The organism is Streptomyces sp. NPDC002490 (assembly GCF_040296045.1).
GTDB lineage: Bacteria > Actinomycetota > Actinomycetes > Streptomycetales > Streptomycetaceae > Streptomyces.
Map to the genome: position 1 here is coordinate 1 of NZ_JBEOWM010000037.1, position 15,470 is coordinate 15,470.

Sequence of the window (15,470 nt, forward strand, 5' to 3'; positions counted from 1 at the left end):
GACCGGCCCGGCCCTGCCGCTGCCGCCCCCGCCGGGCGTCCCGCTGGCGGGGGGCGGGGACCCGGTCGGGGTGCCCGGTCTTCCCGCGGACGGCGGCTTCCGGCCCGCCGCCGGGCCGGCGGGTGCCGACGGCACCGCGGGCGCGCCGGTGGCCGACCCGCCCGGTGGTGCCCACGTCCCGGCCGGCGGGGAGTTGGAGAGCGGCGCCACGATGCGCTTCTCCCTCTCCTCGCTCAAGGACCGGCTCCAGGAACCCGCCGACGTCGCGCACCCCGGACCCGTGGCCGGCGCCGAGGAGCCCGCCGGCACCAGGACGGACGCCGGCCCGACCGCCCCGACCGCCGACGCGGCGGCGGACGGCGCCGGCCCGAGGACCGCCGCGTCCGCCGCGCCCGAGGACTCCGCGCCGCGGGACGCCGTGCCCCCGGTCCCGGTGGAGCCCGGTCCCTCGCCGCAGGACCCGGCGGACCCGCCCGGCGTCCCGGCCGACGCTCCCCCCGTCTGGGCACCGCCGCCCGCCCCGTCCGGGGGGCTGCCGCCGCTGCCCCCCGCCTTCCAGCCGGCCGCGCCCGCGCCCGGGCCGGCGGGACAGTGGCCCGGGCAGGTCGCGCCGCAGCACCCCGGGGCTCCGCAGGCGCCCCCCGTGCCGCTGCCCGGACCGGCCGCGCAGCCTCCGCCGCCGGTCGCCGCACCGGTGCCCGCGCAGCCTTCGGCCCCGCAGGCACCGCCGGCCGCGCCCGCCGCCTGGGGTGCGCCCGGGCACCAGCCGGTGCCGGGGTACGGCTTCCCACCGCCGCCCGCTCCCACGGCGCCGGTGCCCGCGCAGCCCGGCCCGGTGGCCTCCGGCCCCCACCAGCCGCCCCACGCCGCACCGCCGCCCCATCTGCCGCCCGGCGGCTACGGGTTCCCCCCGCCGCCGGCCCAGCCCGCTGCGGCGGTTCCCCCGCAGCAGCCCTATCCGCATCCGGTGCCGGGCGCGCCCGACCCGCAGCCGCCGCAGGGCGCACCGGCCCCGTACGCGCCGCCGCAGCACCCGGCGGCGGACCCGCGGTCCGGTGCGGCGTGGCCCCAGCCGCTCCAGCACGACCAGCGGGAGCAGACCGCGCCGGGCACTCCGCTCGGGTACACGGCGGCGATGGAGCTCTCCTCGGACCGCTTGTTGAACAGCCGGAAGCAGCGGGCCAAGAGCGGCCGGCCGGCCGGGGGCGGTTCGCGGTTCCGGCTCGGCGGCCGGAAGGAGGAGGCGGAGCGCCAGCGCAAGCTCGACCTGATCCGCACCCCGGTGCTGTCCTGCTACCGGATCGCCGTCATCAGCCTGAAGGGCGGCGTCGGCAAGACGACCACCACGACCGCGCTCGGCGCGACCCTCGCCAGCGAGCGGCAGGACAAGATCCTCGCGATCGACGCCAATCCGGACGCCGGCACCCTGGGGCGCCGGGTGCGCCGGGAGACCGGAGCGACCATCCGGGACCTGGTGGGGGCGATCCCGTACCTCCACTCGTACATGGACATCAGGCGGTTCACCTCGCAGGCCCCCTCGGGTCTGGAGATCATCGCCAACGACGTGGACCCGGCGGTGTCGACCACCTTCAACGACGAGGACTACCGGCGGGCGATCGACGTCCTGGGCAAGCAGTACCCGATCGTGCTGACGGACTCGGGCACGGGGCTGCTGTACAGCGCCATGCGCGGGGTGCTGGACCTGGCGCACCAGCTCATCATCGTCTCGACCCCTTCGGTGGACGGGGCGAGCAGTGCGAGCACCACCCTGGACTGGCTGACCGCGCACGGGTACGCGGACCTGGTGTCCCGCTCGGTGACGGTGATCTCGGGGGTCCGCGAGACCGGCAAGATGATCAAGGTGGAGGACATCGTCAGCCACTTCGAGACACGGTGCCGGGGGGTCATCGTGGTGCCCTTCGACGAGCACCTCGCGGCGGGCGCCGAGGTCGACCTCGACATGATGCGGCCCAAGGTCCGGGAGGCGTACTTCAACCTGTCGGCGCTGGTCGCCGAGGACTTCGTGCGCGCCCAGCAGGCGCAGGGCCTGTGGACCTCCGACGGCAACCCTCCGCCGCAGTTGGCTCCGCCGATGCCCGGCCAGTTCCCCCAGCAGGCGGCGGCCGGTCCGGTGTTCCCCGGGCAGCCCGGCGCCCCCGGGCAGGGTGCGCCGGGTCAGCCGTACCCGCAGCCGCCGGCGCCGGGCGGGCCGCCGCCCGGGCAGCCGCCGGCCGCCGGTGGTGCGTACGGCTGGCCGCCGCAGCAGCACCCGGCGCAGCAGCCCGTCCCCGGGCAGCCGGCCGCCGCCCCGCCCCCCGCCGGGGCGGGCCAGCCCGGCGGTTACGGCTTTCCGCAGGGGTGGCCGCCGGCGCAGCCCGGGCAGCCGGGGGTCCCGCCGGTGCCGGGTCAGTGGCCGGGCGCGCCCGGCCCGACGCCCCCGCCGCAGGGCCCTTCGGGCGCCGGCGGCGCCCCGGAGGGTGCTCCGGCCGGGCCGCCCCCGCAGTAGGCCCGCGCGCGCCGTGGTCCGCTAGGTCCCGTTCCGCACGGTCGTCCCGATGCGGAGCGGGGCCTTTCGCGTTCCGCGCTCCCCCGCGGCGAGGAACGAGCCCCCACGACAGGGCGCACACGCGCCCGTGCACACCGTCCGCACGCCCCCCACGCATCGTCCGCTTCCGTGCGCCCCACCGTGGATGCGCAGGCCAAGGGGGGTACACGGGGTATGGCGGTCATTGACCCGTGGAGTCGGCGTTGATAGACACGGCTGACCGACCTCACGGTCAGATCGTCACTCCGCCCTCCCCGCGACCCTGCCGTTCCCCCCGCGAGCCTTGACGGGAGGTCACGACCATGGAGCCCGATCCCCCCGGTGGCGGCCCTCCGCCGACCGTCCGTCGCGCGCGGCGCGGGAGGCGGGGCCGACCGGCCCGCGGCGCCGCGCTGGCCGCCTCCCTCGCCCTCGTCGCCGCGGCGTCCGTCGGCCCGGCGACGGCGACCGCCGTGGACGACGGGGCGCCCCGCACCCTGAAGGTCGCCGTCTCGCAGAGCGTCGACTCGTTGAACCCCTTCCTCGCCACCCGGCTCATCAGCACCAGCGTGCACCGGCTGATGTACGAGTACCTCACCGGCTACGACCCGGTCGACGGCCGGGCGGTGCCGGGGCTCGCCACCGCATGGCGGGCGTCCGCCGACAAGTTGACCTGGACGTACACCATCCGCAGCGACGCCCGCTGGTCCGACGGGGTGCCGGTGACCGCCGAGGACGTGGCATGGACCTTCCGGACGATGATGACCGACGAAGCGGCGGGCGCCGCGAACGGCAGCTTCGTCGACAACTTCCGCGCGGTCAGCGCCCCGGAGCCGACCCGGCTGGTGATCCGGCTGCACCGGCCCCAGGCCACCATGACCGCGCTGGACGTGCCGATCGTGCCCCGGCACGTCTGGGCGAAGGCCCCGGAGGTCACCGACGTCACCAACACCGAACGGTTCCCGGTCGTCGGCAGCGGCCCGTTCGTCCTGGTCGACCACCGGCCCGACAGCTACGTCCGGCTGCGGGCCAATCCGACGTTCTGGCGTGGTGCGCCGCGGTTCGACGAGTTGCTGCTGACGTACTACAAGGACGGCGACGCGGCGGTGGCCGCACTGCGCAAGGGCGAGGTCTCCTTCGTCCAGGGGCTGACCCCGGCCCAGGCGGGTGCGCTGGCGCACGAGCCGGGCGTCACGCTCAACGACGCGCCCGGTCGCCGCTTCTACGCGCTGGCCACCAACCCGGGCGCCCGCACCCGCGACGGGCAGCGGTTCGGGGACGGGCACCCCTCGCTGCTGGACGCCCGGGTGCGGCGGGCGCTGTTCATGGCGGTGGACCGGGAGCTGCTGGTGGAGCGGGTGTTCCAGGGGCACGCGGTGGTCGGCCAGGGCTATCTGCCGCCCCGGTTCGCCGCCTACCACTGGCGGCCGAGCGCCGACCAGCGCGTCCCGTACGACCCGGCGGGCGCGGCCCGGCTGCTGGACGGGGCGGGGTACCGCAGGGACGGGCAGGGGCGACGGCTCGGCGCGGACGGGGAGCCGATCGTCTACCGGCTGCTGTGCCACGCCACCGACCCCAACGACAAGGCGATCGGACGCTACCTCCAGGAGTGGTACGCGGAGTTGGGGATCGGGGTGGAGGTGCAGTGCCTCGACAACGTCACCGATCCGTGGACGGCCGGCGAGTACGACCTGGCCTTCGACGGCTGGTCGGTGAACCCCGACCCGGACTTCGTGCTCTCCCTGCACACCTGCGGGGCACTGCCCGCCTCCCTGGGGGTGCCGGGGGCGACGGACAACTTCGTCTGCGACCGGCGCTACGACGCGCTGTACGCGCGCCAGCTCGCCGAGTACGACCCCGAGCGACGGGCGGAGCTGGTGCGCCTGATGCAGGAGCGCCTGTACGGGACCGGGTACCTGAACGTGCTGGCGTACCCGAACGCGGTGGAGGCGTACCGCTCGGACCGGATCGGCTCGATCACCACGATGCCCGCGGCGGCGGGCAACATCTACGGCCAGGACGGCTACTGGAGTTGGTGGTCGGCTGCCCCGGCCCGGCCCTACCGGCCGGACGCGGGCGCGGCACCGGGCGGGGTGCTCGCCGGCCTCGCGGCGGCGGGGGCGGTGCTCGCGGGCGGCGCGGGCGCGGTGGCCCTGCGCCGGCGGGCGACGGCGGACGACCGTGAGTAGCGCGACCGGGGTGCTGCGCCGAGCCCGGTCCGGCTCCGAGGGCTACGCCCGCTATGCGGCGGGACGACTGGTGGGCGCCGGGGTGTCGCTGGTGGCGGTGCTGGTGACGGGCTTCTTCCTGTTCCGGTTGATCCCGGGCGACCCGGTGAAGTTCATGACCGGCGGACGTCCGATCTCCGCCGAGCAACTCGCCGCCTACCGTCGTGAGTTCGGGATGGACCTGCCCTGGTGGCAGCAGTTCGCGGACTACTGCGGCCGGGTCCTCGCCGGGGACCTGGGGGCCTCGTACCAGTTCCGCGCCCCGGTCGTCGACAAGATCGCCGAGGCGCTGCCCAACACCCTGCTGCTCACCGGGACGGCGTTCGTGCTGTACACCGCCCTCGGGGTGGCCCTGGGCACCCGGGCGGCCTGGCGTCGGGGCGGGGCGGGCGACCGGTTCCACACCGGACTGGCGCTGACCCTGTACTCGGTGCCCTCGTTCTGGTTGGGGCTGCTGTTGATCGTGGTGTTCGCGGTGGGCGCGGGGCCGGTGCCGGGGCTGTTCCCCACCGGCGGCATGGAGTCGGGGACCTCCGAGGGCTTCGGGTACGTGCTCGACGTCGCCCACCACCTGGTGCTGCCGGTGGTGACCCTGGTGGCGGTGGAGTACGGGCAGACGCTCCTGGTGACCCGTTCGGCACTGCTCGACGAGGTCGGTGCCGACTACCTGACGACGGCCCGGGCCAAGGGGCTGCGGGACGTGCAGGTGCGCCGGCGCCACGCGGTGCCCAATGCGGCGCTGCCCACGGTGACCCTGGTCTTCGTCAACCTGGGGCGGATCGTCGCAGGCACCATCCTGGTGGAGACGGTGTTCTCCTGGCCGGGCCTGGGCGGACTCTTCTACCAGGCGCTCAGCGTGCCCGACCTGCCGTTGGTGCAGGGCCTGTTCCTGGTGTTCGCGGCGGCCGTGATCCTGATGAACACCGCCGCCGACCTGCTCTGCCCGTTCCTCGACCCCCGGGTGGGCCGATGACCGCACACACGGAGAACACGGAGAACACCGAGGGACCGGACGGCCGCACCGCTCCCCCACCGCCCGGCCCGGGACCGCGGGCGCTCGCCCGACGACGGCGCCGGGCGAGCGCCGCCCGGTTCTGGCACCGCTACCGCACCCACCGTTCGGGGCTGCTGGGGCTCGCGGTGCTGGCGCTGTGCGCCCTGCTCGCGCTGTCGGCGCCCTGGACGGTCGGCGAGGAGGTCCGCAGCGTGACCCGGGCGACCGGGGGGCCGATGGAGGGGCCGAGCGCACGGTTCTGGCTGGGCACCGACCAGTTCGGGCGGGACCTGTGGGGGCTGCTGGTGTGGGGGGCTCGGGTGTCGCTGTTGGTGGGCCTGTTGGCGGCGGTGCTGTCGGTGGCGATCGGGGCGCTGGTGGGCATCACCGCGGGCCACTTCGGCGGCTGGTACGGGACCCTGGCGATGCGGGTCACCGACTGGTTCCTGGTGATGCCGACGCTGGTCCTGGCGATCGCCTTGGCCACGGTCCTCTCCCGGTCCCTGGGCACGGTGGTGCTGGCGATCGGGGTCACGACCTGGCCCACCACCGCCCGGCTGGTGCGGGCGCAGACGCTGGCCGTGGAGTCCCGCCCGTACATCGAGCGGGCGCGGGCCCTGGGCGGCGGACACCGGCACGTGATGACCCGTCACGTGCTGCCCAACGTGATGCCGCTGGTGCTGGCGCAGACCACCCTCGGCATCTCGGCGGCCATCCTGGCCGAGGCCACCCTCGCGTTCCTGGGGCTCGGCGACCCCACCGTCACCTCCTGGGGCGGGATGCTCCAGGACGCGCGGGAGGCGGGAGCGGTCAGCGCGGGTCACTGGTGGTACCTGGTGCCGCCGGGGGCGGCGATCGCGACGGTGGCACTGGCGTTCACCCTCTGCGGGCGGGCCGTGGAGTCGGTGCTCAACCCCCGGCTGGGGGCGTCCGGATGAGCGCCCCGCTGCTGGAGGTGCGCGGACTGACGGTCACCTACCCGGACGGGGCGGCGGCGGTGCGCGGCGTGGACCTGACCGTGGCGGCCGGTCAACGGCTGGGGGTGGCCGGCGAATCCGGGTGCGGCAAGTCGACGCTGGCACTGGCCCTGCTGCGGTTGCTGCCGCCCGGCGCCACCGTCCGCGGCTCGGTGCTGCTGGACGGCGAGGACGTGCTGGGCATGGGGTGGGGACGGCTGCGGGCGGTGCGCTGGGCGGGGGCGTCGATCGTCTTCCAGGGGGCGATGCACTCCCTGAACGCGGTGCACCGGATCGGCGACCAGATCGCCGAACCCCTGGTGCAGCACCGGCGGATGGGGCGGGCGCGGGCCCGGGCCCGGGCCGCGGAACTGCTGGAGCAGGTCGGGCTGCCCGCCGCCCGGGCCCGGGAGTACCCGCACCGGCTGTCGGGGGGCCAACGGCAACGGGTCATGATCGCGATGGCGCTGGCCTGCGATCCCCGGCTGATCGTGGCGGACGAACCGACGACCGCCCTGGACGTGATGGTGCAGGCGCAGGTGCTCCGGCTGCTGGAGGGCCTGGTCACCGACCGCGGGCTGGGCCTGATCATGATCAGCCACGACCTCGCGGTGCTCGCGGACGCCTGCGACCGACTGGCCGTGATGTACGCGGGCCGCGTCGTCGAGGAGGGCCCCGCCCGACAGGTGTGCCGGGAGCCGCTGCACCCCTACGCCCGGGCGCTCGCCGCGGCCTTCCCCAGGATCGGCGACCGGGCCGCCCGCTTCGCCCCGCGCGGACTGCCCGGCGACCCGCCGGACCCCGCCGCGCTGCCGCCGGGCTGCGCCTTCCGGCCCCGCTGCCCGGCGGCCTTCGACGACTGCGCCCGCACCGACCCCGCCCTGCGGGACGCCGGCCCCGGCGCCCGGCGGGCGGCCTGCCTGCTGGTCGGGGTCGGGGACGTGCCCGGGCCGGGCGCCGTCCCCGCCGTGGAGGGCCTGGACGCCGCCGCGCCCGGGACCGGGGACGGCACCGCCCCGGGACCCGACCCCGAGGACGGAGTGAGGAGCGCGACGACCCCGTGACCGACGCACCGCAGGACCCCGCCCCGGAGCCGCTGCTCAGCACCCGCGGACTGGGCGTGGTCTTCCCCGGCCGACCGGGCGCACCGCCGGCCCGGGCCGTCGACGGGGTGGACCTGGACGTCCACCGCGGGGAGATCGTGGCCCTGGTCGGCGAATCGGGGTGCGGCAAGTCGACGCTGGCCCGCTCCCTGCTGGGCCTGGTGCGCCCCACCGCGGGCACCGTCCGGCACGCGGGCGCACCGCTGGCGTACGACGGACGCTCCCTCAAGGCGTACCGCTCCCGAGCCCAACTGGTGCTCCAGGACCCGAGCGGGGCGCTCAACCCCCGGCACACGGTGTACGAGGCGGTGGCCGAGGGGCTGCGGGTGCACCGTCACCGGGGCGACGAGCGGGGGGCGGTGACCGGGGCCCTGGCCCGGGCGGGTCTGCGCCCGCCGGAGCGCTTCCTGCTGCGCTACCCACACGAACTGTCGGGCGGTCAACGGCAGCGGGTGGTGATCGCCGGCGCCCTGGTGCTGGAACCCGAACTGCTGGTCGCCGACGAGCCGGTGGCCTCCCTGGACGCCTCCGTGCGCGGGGAGATCCTCGCCCTGCTGCTGCGACTGCGCACCGAACTCGGGCTGGCGGCCCTGGTGGTGACCCACGACCTGGGCCTGGCCTGGAACATCGCCGACCGGGTGGCCGTGATGTACCTGGGCCGGATCGTGGAGACGGGCCCGGTGGAGCGGGTGCTGACGGCACCCCGGCACCCCTACACCCGGGCCCTGCTCTCGGTGCTGCCCGACGCCCCGGGCGAACCGGTGGTGCTGGCCGGCGAGCCGCCCGACCCGACGCGCGTCCCGGCGGGTTGCCGGTTCCACGTCCGCTGCCCGGTGCTCGCCGACGGCCGGGCCGCGGCGGCGGGGGTGGCGGACCACTGCCGCAACCGTGACCTGCCGGTGCTGCCCGCGGCCCCGACCGCCGCCCCGGCCTGCCACTGGGCGGCGGCCGGCGGGGCGGGGTGAGCTACGAGGAGGCCCCGGCGATCAGGTCCTTGGCCCGCCGCACGTCGTCGGCCATGGCGACCAGCAGGTCGTCGACGGAGTCGAACTTGGCCATCCCCCGCACGTACGCGAGGAAGTCCACGGCGACGTGCAGGCCGTACAGGTCCAGGTCGACGCGGTCGATGGCGTACGCCTCGACCGTCCGCGCGGTGCCGTCGAAGGTGGGGTTGGTGCCGACCGAGATGGCCGCGGGCATCGACTCCTCGCCGACCTGGAGCCACCCCGCGTACACCCCGTCCGCGGGGATCGCGGTGTGCGGCAGGGTCTCGACGTTGGCGGTCGGATAGCCCAGCCCGCGCCCGCGCTGCGCGCCCCGCACCACCACCCCCTCGACCCGGTGCGGGCGTCCCAGGATCTCGGCGGCGCCGGTCACGTCCCCCGCGGCGACCAGCCGGCGGGTCAGCGTGGAGGAGAACGGCTCGCCGTCGCCGGCGCCTCCGGTGACGTACAGGTCGACGACCTCGACCTCGTAGTCGTAGGTCCGGCCGAGTTCGGTGAGCAGGCCCACGTTCCCGGCGGCCCGGTGGCCGAAGCGGAAGTTGGGGCCCTCGACGACGGCCCGGGCGTGCAGCTTGTCGACGAGCACCTTCACCACGAAGTCGGCGGGCGACAGCTTCGAGAACTCTGCGGTGAACGGCAGGATCAGCACCGCGTCCACCCCCAGCGCGGCCATCAGCTCGGCGCGGCGGTGGTGCGGGGCGAGCAGCGGCGGGTGACTGCCCGGGCGGACGACCTCGCTGGGGTGCGGGTCGAAGGTGACGACGACGGAGGGGACGCCCAGCTCCCGTGCGCGCTCCACGGCACGGCCGATGATCAGCTGATGCCCGCGGTGGACCCCGTCGTAGGACCCGATGGTGACGACACTGCGCCCCCAGTCCTCGGGGATGTCCTCCAAGCCACGCCAGCGCTGCACTGTGCCGCTCCTTGTCGCATTTCTCGTCGCACCCGGTGGCGGTCCGGTGACCGCGGTCCTCACCGACCCGCCGTGTCCGACGAATCCGCAGGTCTAAGAGTGCCATGTCCCGCCCCGCCGACCGGCATCGGCATCCGTGCGAACGACGCCGCCCCGCCCGGGCATTCCGTGCGGGGCACGGGCCGGGCGGGGCGGGACGGCGGGGTTCAGGCGAAGACCGCGAGGCTCTTGGCCTTGCCCCGGGACTCCTCGACCAGCACCAGGAACCGGCCGTCGGGGCCGTACACCCCGACGGCGCCGGTGCCGGTGTACTCGTCGGGCATCTCCACCCGCACCCCGTTCAGCAGCAGCTTGGCGCGACGGGCGTCGACGTCCCAGCGGGGGAACGCCGCGTCCGCGGCCTCGGCGACCGGCATCACGGTCAGCTCGCGCTGGAGGTCGTCCAGGGTCTTGGCCGCGTCCAGCTTGTACGGGCCGACCCGGGTGCGGCGCAGCGCCGTGAGGTGGCCGCCGACGCCGAGGGCGGCGCCCAGGTCCCGGGCGAGCGCCCGGACGTACGTGCCGGAGGAGCACACCACCGAGACCACGACGTCCCGGACCGGCGTGCCGTCCTCGGCGACGGCCTCCCGCACGTCGTACACGGTGAACGAGGAGACGGTCACCGGGCGGGCCGGGATCTCGAAGTCCTCGCCCTCGCGGGCCCGCTTGTAGGAGCGCTTGCCGTCGATCTTGATGGCGCTGACCTTGGAGGGGACCTGCATGATGTCCCCGGTGAGCGCCTCGACGGCGGTGTCGATGGCGTCCCGGGTCACCGCGTCGGCCGGGGCGGTCCGGGTGGTCTCGCCCTCGGCGTCGTCGGTGACGGTGTCCTGGCCGAGCCGGATGGTGCCGAGGTACTCCTTCTCGGTGAGCGCCAGGTGGCCCAGGAGCTTGGTCGCCCGCTCGACGCCGAGCACCAGGACCCCGGTGGCCATGGGGTCGAGGGTTCCGGCGTGGCCGATCCGCCGGGTGCGGGCGATGCCGCGCATCTTGGCGACCACGTCGTGGGAGGTGAAGCCCGACGGCTTGTCGACGATGACGAGGCCGTCGGGCACGGGGTGCTTGCTGGTCATGCCCGGGAGCCGCCGCCGTTCTGCTCGTCGGCGTCGGTGCCTTCGGCGTCGGCGGCGTCCTCGTCCCCGGGCTTGCGGTACGGATCGGCCTCGCCGGCGTAGCGGGCCCCGGCGGAGGCCTCGCGGACCTTGGCGTCGGAGGTCCGCGCCTTGTCGAGGAGGTCCTCGATGGTCCGGGCGGTGTCGGGGAGGGCGTCGGCGACGAAGGTCAGGGTGGGGGTGAACTTCACGCCCGCGGCGCGGCCCACCTCGGAGCGCAGGACGCCCTTGGCGCTCTCCAGTCCGGCCGCCGCGGCGGCCCGCTCCTCGTCGTCCCCGTACACGGTGTAGAAGACGGTCGCCTCCCGCAGGTCACCGGTGACCCGGGTGTCGGTGATGGTGACATGGCTGCCCAGTCGGGGGTCCTTGATCCCGCGCTGGAGCTTCTGGGCCACCACCTCCCGGATGAGGTCCGCCAGCCTCTTGGCCCGCGCGTTGTCGGCCACTGGTCCGTCTCCTTCGTGAGAACTCGCTGTACTGCGTGTGCTGGGTGGGTGCGGCGCCGGTCGACCGGGCCGCTGGGACGCCGGCGACCCTTCAGTCGTCGTCCCGGTGGAGCCTGCGTCGTACGGACAGCAGTTCCACTTCCGGCCGTCCCGCAACCAGCCGCTCGCAGCTGTCGAGGACGTCGGACAGGTGCCCGGTGTCCCCGGACACGACCGCGAGGCCGATCTCGGCCCTGCGGTGGAGGTTCTGATTGCCGGTCTCCGCGACGCTCACCGCGTACTTGCGCTGGAGCTCCGCGACGATCGGTCGGACGAGTGAGCGTTTCTCCTTGAGCGAGCGGACGTCGCCGAGGAGCAGGTCGAAGGAGAGCGTCCCCACGTACATGTGCGTCCGGATGTCCCGCCGGTTCGGGTTCGTGGGCCGTGCGACCGGCCCGGCGACCCCGCCGATCGCACGGCGGGGGCACCTGAAACCGTACACGCGACGGCCGGGGCCGCTCGACGGGATTTCCCCCGCCGACCGACCCCGGACCGGAACGCGCGGGCCGCCCGGCGGGGTGCCGGGCGGCCACCGTGCGCACTAGGCGCGCGGCTTCTCGCGCATCTCGTACGTCGCGATGACGTCGTCGACCTTGATGTCGTTGAAGTTGCCGAGGTTGATACCGCCCTCGAAGCCTTCGCGGATCTCGGTGACGTCGTCCTTGAAGCGGCGCAGGCCCTCGATGTTGAGGTTCTCCGCGATGACCTTGCCGTCGCGCAGCAGGCGGGCCTTGGTGTTCCGCTTGACCTCGCCGGAGCGGATGAGGACACCCGCGATGTTGCCCAGCTTGGACGAGCGGAAGACCTCGCGGATCTCCGCCGTACCCAGCTCGACCTCTTCGAACTCCGGCTTGAGCATGCCCTTGAGGGCCGCCTCGATCTCCTCGATCGCCTGGTAGATGACCGAGTAGTAGCGGACGTCCACGCCCTCGCGCTCGGCCATCTGCTGCGCGCGCCCGGCGGCGCGCACGTTGAAGCCGATCACGATGGCGTCCGAACCCATCGCCAGGTCGATGTCGGACTCCGTGACCGCACCGACGCCGCGGTGCAGGACCCGGATGTCGACCTCTTCGCCGACGTCGAGCTGGAGCAGCGAGGACTCCAGGGCCTCGACCGAACCGGACGCGTCGCCCTTGATGATGAGGTTGAGCTGCTGGATCTCGCCGGCCTTGAGCACCTTGTCCAGGTCCTCCAGGGAGACCCGACGGACCCGCTTGGCGAAGGCCGCGTTGCGCTCGCGCGCCGCGCGCTTCTCCGCGATCTGACGGGCCGTGCGGTCCTCGTCGACGACGATGAAGTTGTCGCCGGCGCCCGGGACGTTGGTGAGACCCAGGACCTGGACCGGCGTGGAGGGGCCGGCCTCGGCGACGACGTTGCCCTGGTCGTCGTGCATGGCACGGACCCGGCCGTAGGCGTCGCCGACGACCATGGTGTCGCCGACCCGCAGCGTTCCGCGCTGGACCAGGACGGTCGCGGTGGCACCGCGGCCCCGGTCGAGGCGGGCTTCGATCGCGATGCCCTGTGCGTCCTGCTCCGGGTTGGCCCGCAGGTCGAGGGAGGCGTCGGCGGTGAGGACGACGGCCTCCAGCAGGCTGTCGATGTGCAGGCCCTGCTTGGCGGAGATGTCGACGAACATGGTGTCGCCGCCGTACTCCTCGGCCACCAGACCGAACTCGGTGAGCTGGCCGCGCACCTTGGTCGGGTCCGCACCCTCGACGTCGATCTTGTTGACCGCGACCACGATCGGCACGTCGGCCGCCTTGGCGTGGTTCAGCGCCTCGATCGTCTGGGGCATCACACCGTCGTTGGCCGCCACCACGAGGATCGCGATGTCGGTCGACTTGGCACCGCGGGCACGCATGGCGGTGAACGCCTCGTGACCCGGGGTGTCGATGAAGGTGATCTTGCGGTCTTCGCCGTTGACCTCGGCGGCGACCTGGTAGGCACCGATGTGCTGGGTGATGCCGCCGGCCTCGCCCGCGATGACGTTGGTCTTGCGGATGGCGTCGAGCAGTCGGGTCTTTCCGTGGTCGACGTGGCCCATGACGGTGACGACCGGCGGACGCGAGACCAGGTACTCCTCGCCGCCCTCGTCCTCGCCGAACTCCAGGTCGAAGGACTCCAGGAGCTCGCGGTCCTCCTCCTCGGGGGAGACGACCTGGACGGTGTAGTTCATCTCCTCGGCCAGCATGACCAGGGTGTCGTCGGACACCGACTGGGTCGCGGTGACCATTTCGCCCAGGTTCATCATGACCGCGACGAGGGACGCCGGGTTGGCGCCGATCTTCTCGGCGAAGTCGGTGAGCGAGGCACCGCGCGACAGGCGGATGGTCTCGCCGTTGCCGCGGGGCAGCATCACGCCGCCGACCGACGGGGCCTGCATGGCCTCGTACTCCTGGCGCCGCTGCCGCTTCGACTTGCGCCCGCGACGCGCCGGACCGCCGGGGCGACCGAAGGCGCCCTGCGTGCCACCGCGACCGCCGGGGCCGCCGGGACGACCGCCGAAGCCGGGACGGCCACCGCCGCCACCGAAGCCGCCGCCACCACCGGGACGACCGGCGAAACCGCCGCCGCCACCGGGACGGGCACCGCCGCCACCGCCACCGGGACGACCGGCGAAGCCGCCGCCGCCACCGGGACGACCGCCGCCGCCACCGCCCGGACGGGCACCGCCGCCGGGACCGCGACCGCCGGGGCCGCCGCCGGGACGGGGGCCGGCAGCCGGACGCTGCGGCATCATGCCGGGGTTCGGACGGTTGCCGCCGGGGCCGCCGCCGGGACGCGGGGCCTGCGGACGGGGCATGCCGCCCGGAGTCGGACGCGCACCGCCGGGACCGGCCTGCGGGCGGGGGCCGCCCTGACCGGCGCCCTGCGGACGCGGAGCGCCGCCGGGGGCACCGGGGCCGCCGGGACGCGGGGCACCGCCGGGACGGGGCGCCTGCGGGCGCGCCATGCCGGTGGAACCGCCGGAGGTGAACGGGTTGTTGCCCGGACGCGGGCCCGCGGGGCGGGCACCGGGACGCGGGGCCTGACCGCCGGGACGGGGCGCCTGGCCACCGGGACGCGGACCGCCGGAGCGGTCGCCGCGCTGCTGGCCGCCCTGGCCCTGGCCCTGACCGCCCGGACGCCCACCGGGGCGCGGGCCGTCGGGACGCGGGCCACCGGGACGCGGACCGTCCGCGGGACGCGCGGGCGCGGCCGGCGGAGCGGTGAACTCCGGAACGCCCGGGGCGGGCGTCGCCGGGCCGGGGCGCGGCGCGGCCTTGGGGCCCGGGGTGGGCCGCGGGCCGGCAGCCGGCGGGGCCGGACGCTCCGCCGCGGGCGGCTTGGGCGCCGCGGGGCGCGGCGGGCCCGGACGGGCCGCCGGCGCCGAGGCCGTCTGACCGGCCGCACCCGGGGTCGCCGAAGGCGCCGCGGGCATCGGGGGCCGCGGCGTGGCCTTCCTGGGTGCCGAGGGCTTGGCGCCGGACCTGCCGGAGCCGCCGCCCTGGAAGGCGTCGGTCAGTTTGCGTACTACGGGCGCCTCGATCGTCGAGGACGCCGAACGGACGAATTCACCGAGTTCCTGGAGCTTGGCCATGACGACCTTGCTCTCCACACCGAACTCCTTGGCGAGCTCGTATACCCGGACCTTAGCCACTTCGCTCCTTTGAGGTCCGGGTTACGCCGGACCGTCGCTACTTCATGGGCGTACTCATCGCGTACTCATCGAGTGCTCATCGCAATCTCGACCTACTTCCCACTCGCGAGGTACGGGGCCGCACGGGGTCGTGCGGCCGCCTCTTCTTACGTGTTGCGTGCTTCGCCTGGTGCGGCGGGCCCACCCGTGACCATCCGGCTCAGCGCCTCGGTGTCGAGCTGACCCCGGGCCTTCAGGGCCCGGACGAGAGCGCGACGGCGCACCGCCAGATCGAGACAGGCCGGAACGGGATGCAGGTAGGCACCCCGACCGGGCAGCGTACCGCGTGGATCGGGGACGCAGGCGTCCCCTTCCCGCACGATGCGCAACAGCTCGGTCTTGGCCGCTCGCTCCCGGCACCCCACACAGGTGCGCTCAGGGCATGCGCGGGCATGCGTCCGGCCAGACACGCTCTAGTCTACCTCCCCGTACC

The 15,470-nt window shown here is 75.1% G+C and carries 12 protein-coding genes; 6 read left to right on the forward strand and 6 right to left on the reverse strand.

Annotated features, from left to right (window positions below; translation table 11 throughout):
• The 6 genes from ABT092_RS22325 to ABT092_RS22350 all read left to right on the forward strand — a co-directional run.
• Positions 1–2,506: MinD/ParA family ATP-binding protein (locus ABT092_RS22325; protein WP_351246516.1), on the forward strand; the 2,506-nt coding region annotated here is incomplete at its 5' end.
• A gap of 341 nt (positions 2,507–2,847) precedes the next feature.
• Positions 2,848–4,713 (forward strand): ABC transporter substrate-binding protein, encoded by a 1,866-nt coding sequence (locus tag ABT092_RS22330; protein ID WP_351246518.1) that lies wholly within the window; start codon positions 2,848–2,850, stop codon positions 4,711–4,713.
• A complete protein-coding gene (locus ABT092_RS22335; protein WP_351246520.1) occupies positions 4,706–5,725 on the forward strand; it encodes an ABC transporter permease in 1,020 nt (339 codons plus the stop codon). Before ABT092_RS22330 ends, ABT092_RS22335 begins: the two co-directional genes overlap by 8 nt.
• Entirely contained in the window at positions 5,722–6,684 is a 963-nt protein-coding gene (locus tag ABT092_RS22340; protein WP_351246522.1) for an ABC transporter permease, read from the forward strand. The genes ABT092_RS22335 and ABT092_RS22340 overlap by 4 nt, the downstream gene beginning before the upstream one ends.
• Positions 6,681–7,766: an ABC transporter ATP-binding protein gene (locus tag ABT092_RS22345; RefSeq protein ID WP_351246524.1), complete on the forward strand. Its 1,086-nt coding sequence runs from the start codon at positions 6,681–6,683 to the stop codon at positions 7,764–7,766. Before ABT092_RS22340 ends, ABT092_RS22345 begins: the two co-directional genes overlap by 4 nt.
• Positions 7,763–8,770 carry an ABC transporter ATP-binding protein gene (locus ABT092_RS22350; RefSeq protein ID WP_351246526.1) on the forward strand — a complete coding sequence of 336 codons (1,008 nt, stop codon included), beginning with the start codon at positions 7,763–7,765 and terminating at the stop codon, positions 8,768–8,770. Before ABT092_RS22345 ends, ABT092_RS22350 begins: the two co-directional genes overlap by 4 nt.
• Position 8,771: 1 nt before the next feature.
• Here the strand turns inward: ABT092_RS22350 and ABT092_RS22355 are convergent, their stop codons facing one another.
• The 6 genes from ABT092_RS22355 to ABT092_RS22380 form a co-directional block, all read right to left on the reverse strand.
• On the reverse strand, positions 8,772–9,722 hold the full coding sequence (locus ABT092_RS22355) for a bifunctional riboflavin kinase/FAD synthetase (RefSeq protein WP_351246528.1): 951 nt from the start codon (positions 9,720–9,722) through the stop codon (positions 8,772–8,774).
• 206 nt (positions 9,723–9,928) lie between these two features.
• Positions 9,929–10,834: a tRNA pseudouridine(55) synthase TruB gene (truB, locus tag ABT092_RS22360; RefSeq protein WP_351246530.1), complete on the reverse strand. Its 906-nt coding sequence runs from the start codon at positions 10,832–10,834 to the stop codon at positions 9,929–9,931.
• Positions 10,831–11,319 carry a 30S ribosome-binding factor RbfA gene (gene rbfA, locus ABT092_RS22365; RefSeq protein ID WP_351246532.1) on the reverse strand — a complete coding sequence of 163 codons (489 nt, stop codon included), beginning with the start codon at positions 11,317–11,319 and terminating at the stop codon, positions 10,831–10,833. The genes truB and rbfA overlap by 4 nt, the downstream gene beginning before the upstream one ends.
• Before the next feature lie 91 nt (positions 11,320–11,410).
• Complete coding sequence (locus tag ABT092_RS22370; protein ID WP_351246534.1) at positions 11,411–11,704, reverse strand: DUF503 domain-containing protein; 294 nt, start codon at positions 11,702–11,704, stop codon at positions 11,411–11,413.
• A 195-nt stretch (positions 11,705–11,899) separates the two neighbouring features.
• Entirely contained in the window at positions 11,900–14,998 is a 3,099-nt protein-coding gene (infB, locus tag ABT092_RS22375) for a translation initiation factor IF-2 (RefSeq protein WP_351246536.1), read from the reverse strand.
• Positions 14,999–15,144: 146 nt separating this feature from the next.
• The gene (locus ABT092_RS22380) at positions 15,145–15,447 is read right to left on the reverse strand and encodes a YlxR family protein (RefSeq protein WP_351246538.1); all 303 of its coding nucleotides are present in this window, start codon (positions 15,445–15,447) and stop codon (positions 15,145–15,147) included.
• Positions 15,448–15,470 lie beyond the last annotated feature (23 nt).